The sequence below is a fragment of the Synechococcus sp. R55.8 genome (genome assembly GCF_047461895.1).
Taxonomy (GTDB): Bacteria; Cyanobacteriota; Cyanobacteriia; order Thermostichales; family Thermostichaceae; genus Thermostichus.
This window is the reverse complement of sequence record NZ_JANSIB010000132.1, coordinates 1-6169: the sequence shown is the minus strand read 5'-3', so window position 1 is coordinate 6169 and position 6169 is coordinate 1. Positions and strand designations below refer to the sequence as shown.

5 protein-coding genes are annotated in these 6169 nt (G+C 60.9%); 4 read left to right on the top strand and 1 reads right to left on the bottom strand.

Going from position 1 to position 6169, the window contains the following annotated elements; translation table 11 throughout:
- On the bottom strand, window positions 1-921 hold the full coding sequence (trpC, locus tag NW829_RS11450; RefSeq protein ID WP_414417128.1) for an indole-3-glycerol phosphate synthase TrpC: 921 nt from the start codon (window positions 919-921) through the stop codon (window positions 1-3).
- Window positions 922-1184: 263 nt separating this feature from the next.
- Between trpC and hmpF the strand changes: the two genes are divergently transcribed.
- From hmpF to fabD, 4 genes are all read left to right on the top strand, one after another.
- On the top strand, window positions 1185-2912 hold the full coding sequence (gene hmpF / locus NW829_RS11445; RefSeq protein ID WP_414417127.1) for a pilus motility taxis protein HmpF: 1728 nt from the start codon (window positions 1185-1187) through the stop codon (window positions 2910-2912).
- A gap of 229 nt (window positions 2913-3141) precedes the next feature.
- Window positions 3142-4245, top strand: coding sequence for a phosphate acyltransferase PlsX (plsX, locus tag NW829_RS11440; protein WP_238376983.1), 1104 nt, complete (start codon window positions 3142-3144; stop codon window positions 4243-4245).
- On the top strand, window positions 4232-5233 hold the full coding sequence (locus NW829_RS11435) for a beta-ketoacyl-ACP synthase III (protein WP_414412985.1): 1002 nt from the start codon (window positions 4232-4234) through the stop codon (window positions 5231-5233). Before plsX ends, NW829_RS11435 begins: the two co-directional genes overlap by 14 nt.
- Before the next feature lie 4 nt (window positions 5234-5237).
- Window positions 5238-6104 (top strand): ACP S-malonyltransferase, encoded by an 867-nt coding sequence (gene fabD / locus NW829_RS11430; protein ID WP_414412986.1) that lies wholly within the window; start codon window positions 5238-5240, stop codon window positions 6102-6104.
- Window positions 6105-6169: the final 65 nt, after the last annotated feature.

Below are 6169 nucleotides of genomic sequence, written 5' to 3'. Positions count from 1 at the left end.
TCACTGAGATGACAACAGGTGGCGCACAGCTTGGCCGGGATCCGGCTGGGTCACCAGCGCTTCCCCCACCAGCACAGAGCGCACCCCCCAGGCCCGCAACTGCTGCAGATCGGCGGGGGTATGGATGCCGGACTCGCTGACCACAGGCAGATCGCCAAGGAGCTCCGAGTGGGCGGCCAACAGGTCGCGCGTTGTGTTCAAGTCCACCGCAAAGGTTCTCAGATCGCGATTGTTGATGCCAATGAGCACCTGCCCCCTGGAGTCTTGCAGTTGGGGCAAACGCAACACCCGCTGCAACTCTTGGGAAGTGTGCACCTCCAGCAGAGCTGCCATGCCCAATTGCCGAACCAGCTTGAGAAAATAGCCCAAATCCGCATCCGAGAGAATGGCGGCAATCAAGAGCACCGCATCTGCCCCCAGGCTGCGGGCCCAGAGGATTTGGTAAGGGTAGAGGATGAACTCCTTGCAGAGGATGGGGATCCCTACTGCCTGACGGATCCGGCGCAGATACTCGCCGCTGCCCTGAAAGAACCGCTCATCTGTGAGCACCGAGAGGCAACTGGCCCCACCGGCTTCATAGCTCTGGGCAATGGCTACCGGGTCAAAGGGATCCCGCAGAACGCCGCGGCTGGGAGAGGCTTTTTTGACCTCGGCAATCACAGAGATAGGGTGAGGCGACTGGGTGAGGGCCGCCACAAAATCCCGCACCGGCGGAGCCTGATCCAGTTGCCGTTGCAATTCCTTGAGGGGAAGCTGCTCCCGTTGCCGCTCCACCTCCTGCTCTTTATGCCAGACGATCGCTTCCAAGATGTGGCGCGGTTTGGCTTCCGGCGCTGTTGTCTGGTACACCTGAGAGGCTACGACCACCGGCGGGGCAGGAGAACGCCGACGAACAGAAAGCGGCTCACCTTGCAGCTCCATACAACCCCCGAACACAACTCTACACCACACCCTAGACTACTTTAGTGCTCCGCCACCGGTTTGAATAGCTACCCCAGGCATCCCCAAAACTCATCTGGCGAAGGCGTTTTTTTTACCCTATGGTTGAGTCTAGAAAGGTGGTGTAGTCTTTATGCGCCTCGGCGAGCCATGTTCTGGCGGCCGTCCATTTTTCCCCGGCCAGGGGCAGTGGCTCGGTGGGGTCAAGGCTGGTGCTGTCCATGCTGTTTTAGAGGAGTTCAGGCGTGCTGTACCTAGCAGAGCTATCCAAGCCGATTGGATTTGCCAAGTCGTCTCTGCAATTGCTGGCCAAGCAGCAGCAGGACAATACCTGGGTGGCCGTGAACGAAGAATCCATTACTTTGGAAGGCCGCATCGCCCAGGAGGCTGGGCGCTTCAAGGATGGGTCATTGGTGCTGGCGGAAATCTCCGGCGGCCGTCAGGTCGCCCGCATCAGCGAAGCCGCTCGCCAACTGGTGACCTATCTGCAAAACTTCAGCCAACTTCAGCTCAGAGCCCGCAGCCAGGAGGAGGAGATCGAGGTTTGGAAACAGTCCCTCACCTTTCAGGCGCATGAGCTTACCCGCCGCGAGATGGAGCTAGCAGCTCAAGAAGAAGAGGTGCAGCGGCTGTACGAGCAGTACAAGAGTGTAGAGGAAGATCGCAAACTTCTGGACAGCCTCAAAGAGGAACTGGCAGCCCAGCAGGCTTACTTGGCTGAACAACAGCGCCTGATCGGAGAGCAGCGGGAAGCTCTGAATCGGCAGCGGCAAGAGTTGGAAGCCCAGTTGCAAGAAGCTCGCTCCAGCCGCTTGGGGGAGGCAGAAGCAGCGCAGCTACAGGCTTTGGTGCAGCAGCTCCAGGAGACTCTACATCCGGCTGGGGATCCCTTGGCGCTTCTGCAAAGCTTGAAAAGCCACATTCAGCAGCAGCAGGAGCACTTGAATCAACAGATTGCCCAACTGGAAGCAGAACGTCAGCAGGCCCAGGCCCGGCAAGACGAGCTGGATCGAGACTACCGCGCTTGGCAAGAACGCCACACCGCTTGGTGGGGATCCCGACAATCCCTGGAGCAAAGCCAAGCAGAGTGGCAAACTCGACAGGGATCCCTGCGAGCCCATCAAGAGCACCTGCAGAGGATTCTCCAGCAGCTGCAATCTCAAGAGAGCCTATACCAGAAAGCCTCTCGTCTGGTGCAGGAGTACGACTTTATCGTCGATGGCAGCAGCAACGGCAGGGCTGGGGAGCCGGCGATCTCGGTCGAGGAGCTGGCGGCTTTGGTCAGCCAACTGCGCCGAGATTACGAGCAGCGGGCAGCCCAGGTTAGCCAACAGCGGGCCGAACTGGAGCAAAACCGGCAAACCCTGCGGGAGCTGCAAGAGCGGCTGGCCAGCGCCTCTCCAGAGGAGCGGTTTGACATCGAGATGGATATCGACTATGCCCAGTCTGCCTGCAGTGCTTTGGAAGAAGCCCTGCTGCCTCAGGAAAAAAACCTGCAGCGAGAGTATGAAGAGTTGACCCGCCAAGAGGCCCGCCTTAGACAGCTGCAAAATCAAGCTGCTGCCCCGGTTCAGGTCGATATTGGGCCGCTCCTGGAACAGATCGGCAGCCAGAAGCAGGATCTTCTCCAAGAAAAAGGTCGTCTGCAAACCCTCATTCAACAACTAGAATCGTCCTTGCCTTCTCAGCAGGAGCAGCTCGCCCGCCAACGGCAGGAATTGGAGCAGCAGTGGCAACACCTGGAGCAAGAGGAGGGATCCCTGCGGGCGCGCGCCCAGGCCATGGCAGAAACCTGGGGTCGCCTGAATCACCTGCAGGCCACCCTCTACCCAGAGCGGGATCGGTGGGCAGCGTTGGCGGGAGAATTGGCGCAGTTGGAGACGGAGCTGGGCCAACACCAGGCCAGAAACTCCACTGCACACGCCCACGTCCAACAGGTACGCTCTCTCTTGGCTGCCCTCACGCAGGCGTGAGGGAGTTCACGTTTCCTGTGGGGGGTGGGGAGAACCGGCGCAAGGGGAACTACGGCCTTAATTGAGGAAAACAAATCTGGTAAAATTCGCTAGCACCCTGCAGCCACTGGGGCTCCCAATTCTCGGGCGAGGGGACTGCAGAGGTTAGTGCGTTTTGCCCCGCTTCCTGCTTGCAGTTGCCAAGGATATTCCAGTGTGAGGTCAGCTTGTGCGAATTGCGGTCGATGCGATGGGGGGTGACTACGCTCCCGAAGAGATCATCAAGGGCGCCCTGCTGGCCCATCGGCAGCTCCGGGTCGGGATTGCACTAGTCGGTCGTCCAGATTCCCTCAAGCCCTTTCTGCCCCAACCCTTGCCTGCTGGGATCACCATTGTGCCTGCCGAAGAGGATGTGGGCATGGCGGAAGAGCCGCTGATGGTGCGCAAAAAGCCCAAAGCCTCCATCAACATCTCGATGCAACAGGTGCGCTCCAACCAAGCGGATGCCGTGGTGGCCGCCGGGAATACCGGAGCAGCGATGGCTGCGGCCTACCTGAATTTGGGCCGGCTGGCAGGGATCGATCGCCCGGCCATTGGCGCTCTTTTGCCCACTTTGAAAGGCAAGCCGGTGCTGCTGCTGGATGTGGGGGCCAATGTGGATTGCCGGCCCCGCTTTTTGGAGCAGTTTGCCCGCATGGGATCCCTCTACTGCCAGTGCGTGCTGGGGATCGAGAAGCCGCGGGTGGGCCTGCTCAACATCGGCGAGGAGCCCAACAAGGGCAATGATTTGGCTCTGGCCACCCACCAGCGTCTGGCCCAGTTGCCAGGGATCCATTTCGCCGGCAATGCCGAGGGGCGGGATGTGCTGACCGGGGAGTTTGATGTGGTGGTGTGCGACGGCTTTGTGGGCAATGCCCTCCTCAAGTTTGCCGAAAGTGTTGGCCAGGTGATCACCCAGGTGCTGCGGGAGGAGCTGCCCCGCGGCTGGCGCGGCAAGTTGGGCTGCTGGCTGCTCCGGCCCAACCTCAAGCAGGTAAAGCGGCGCATGGACTACGTAGAGTATGGCGGTGCTTTGCTGCTCGGCGTCAACGGCATCTGCGTGATTACCCACGGCAGCTCCAAGGCGCCGATGGTCTACCACGCCATTCGCCTGGCCAAAGAGGCGGCAGAACAGAAAATCCTACAGCGGCTGCAGGCGGAAATGGTTGACCCTCGCGAACCTGAATCCAACCCCAGGCGGCGCACCCGGCCCCTTCAGGTCTACTCTGGCTCTGGCCCGGAAGTGTTGCCGTTGGGATCCCTGGAAAGGACTTCCTCCCGCTGTCCCGAACCCGTGGAAGATGCCCAGCCATAGCCTCCCGACCGTGCGGCTGGTGGGGGCAGGGGCTGCCCTGCCGGATCCCTGCCTGAGCAACGACGATCTCGGCCAGATCGTCGAAACTTCCGACGAATGGATCTGGCCCCGCACCGGCATTCGTCAGCGGCGCATTCTGCCCCCTGAGCTGAGCTTGGTGGATTTGGCGGTCCAGGCAGCCAAGGCCGCTTTGGCTCAGGCCGGGATCTTGCCTCAAGACCTGGATTTGATCCTGCTGGCCACTTCCACCGGTGTCGATCGGTTTGGCTCGGCCCCTCAGGTGCAGGCAGCTCTGGGAGCAACGCGGGCGGTGGCTTTTGATCTGACGGCAGCCTGCACGGGCTTTGTCTTTGCAGTGGCCACGGCAGCGCAGTTTTTGCAAACCGGGCTGTACCGGCGGGCCTTGGTGGTGGCGGCGGATGTGCTCTCCCGTACGGTGGACTGGGCAGATCGCACCACCTGTGTCTTGTTTGGAGATGGGGCCGGGGCGGTGGTTCTGGAGGCGGGGGAAACCGGCGGGATCCTCAGCATTGAGCTGCGCAGCGATGGCAGTGGCAGCCAGCTGCTCAGCTTGTCCATGGCTACAGAGGCCAAGCCCCTGGTGGGATCCCTGCAGGTGGGGCAGTATCGCTGCTGCCCCATCACCATGAATGGCCGCGAGGTCTACAAGTTCGCCGTCCAGGCGGTGCCGGAGGTTATCGAGAAGGCTCTCTTCCGGGCCGGGATCCCGGCGGAAGCAGTACAGGGATATTTTATTCATCAGGCCAACCAGCGCATTCTCGATGCAGTAGCCAAGCGCCTGCAGCTGGATCCGCAGCGGGTGGCCAGCGTCCTAGAGTATTACGGCAACACCTCGGGCGCTTCGGTGCCAATTGCCTTGGCCACTTGGATCGAGCAAAGACGCTTTGGCGCCGGCGATCTGGGGGTAATGGCGGGCTTTGGCGCCGGCCTTACCTGGGGGGCGATTGTGTTTCGTTGGGGGAAATGAATTGATGACTGTTGCCTGGATCTATCCCGGCCAGGGATCCCAAGCGGTAGGCATGGGAAGGGACTTGCGGAACTGGCAGGGAGCAGGCCAGAAGTTGGCTTTGGCCCGCCAGATGCTGGGATGGGATCCCTTAGCTCTGTCGGAAGACCAGATCCACCAGACCGGCTACACACAACCGGCTTTGTTCACCGTATCGGCCCTGTTGACAGACTATCTCTACGCCCAGGGTCAGGCTCCTGCCTGCACTGCTGGCCACAGTCTGGGCGAATACAGCGCCCTCTACGCTGCCGGCGTGTTTGACTTCGAAACCGGCCTACGGCTGGTGGCGCTGCGGGGCCAACTGATGGAAGCCGCAGGGGATCCCCCGGGCAGCATGGCGGCAGTGATGGGGTTTGACCGCGACAAGCTGGAGCACCTGTGCCAGATGATCCCCGACGTCACTCTTGCCAACGACAACAGCCCGGATCAGGTGGTGATCAGCGGCTCGGTGGGGGGGGTGCGGGCCGTCTGTGAGCAGTTGCAGGCCAAGCGCACCGTTCCCCTCAAGGTGAGTGGCGCCTTTCACTCGCCCTTTATGCAGGCTGCTGCCGAGGAGTTTGCCCACACCTTGCGCGCTGTTGACTTTCAGCCGCCGCGAGTGCCCGTCTACAGCAACTGCACTGCCACCGCCAGCCGGGATCCGCAAGCCCTTAAGCAGGCGCTGCTGGCCCAGATGACTGCCCCTGTCCGCTGGCGAGAAACCGTGTTGCAGATGGCTGCCGACGGCATCCAAGAGGTGTGGGAAATCGGCCCCGGAAATGTTCTGACGGGCTTGGTGAAGCGAACGGTGCCGACCCTGACGCGGTGCAATTTCAGTAACCTCAGCAGCTAGGGGATCTGCTATGGAGCATGACTCTAGTCAATAATAAGCTCAACTATACTGAAAATAATGTATAA

What these genes read in the sequence shown, in the direction of transcription:
- plsX (WP_238376983.1), top strand. Translation starts at nt 3,142, where the DNA reads ATGGGGGGTGACTACGCTCCCGAAGAGATCATCAAGGGCGCCCTGCTG.
- NW829_RS11435 (WP_414412985.1), top strand. Translation starts at nt 4,232, where the DNA reads ATGCCCAGCCATAGCCTCCCGACCGTGCGGCTGGTGGGGGCAGGGGCT.
- trpC (WP_414417128.1), bottom strand. Translation starts at nt 921, where the DNA reads ATGGAGCTGCAAGGTGAGCCGCTTTCTGTTCGTCGGCGTTCTCCTGCC.
- fabD (WP_414412986.1), top strand. Translation starts at nt 5,238, where the DNA reads ATGACTGTTGCCTGGATCTATCCCGGCCAGGGATCCCAAGCGGTAGGC.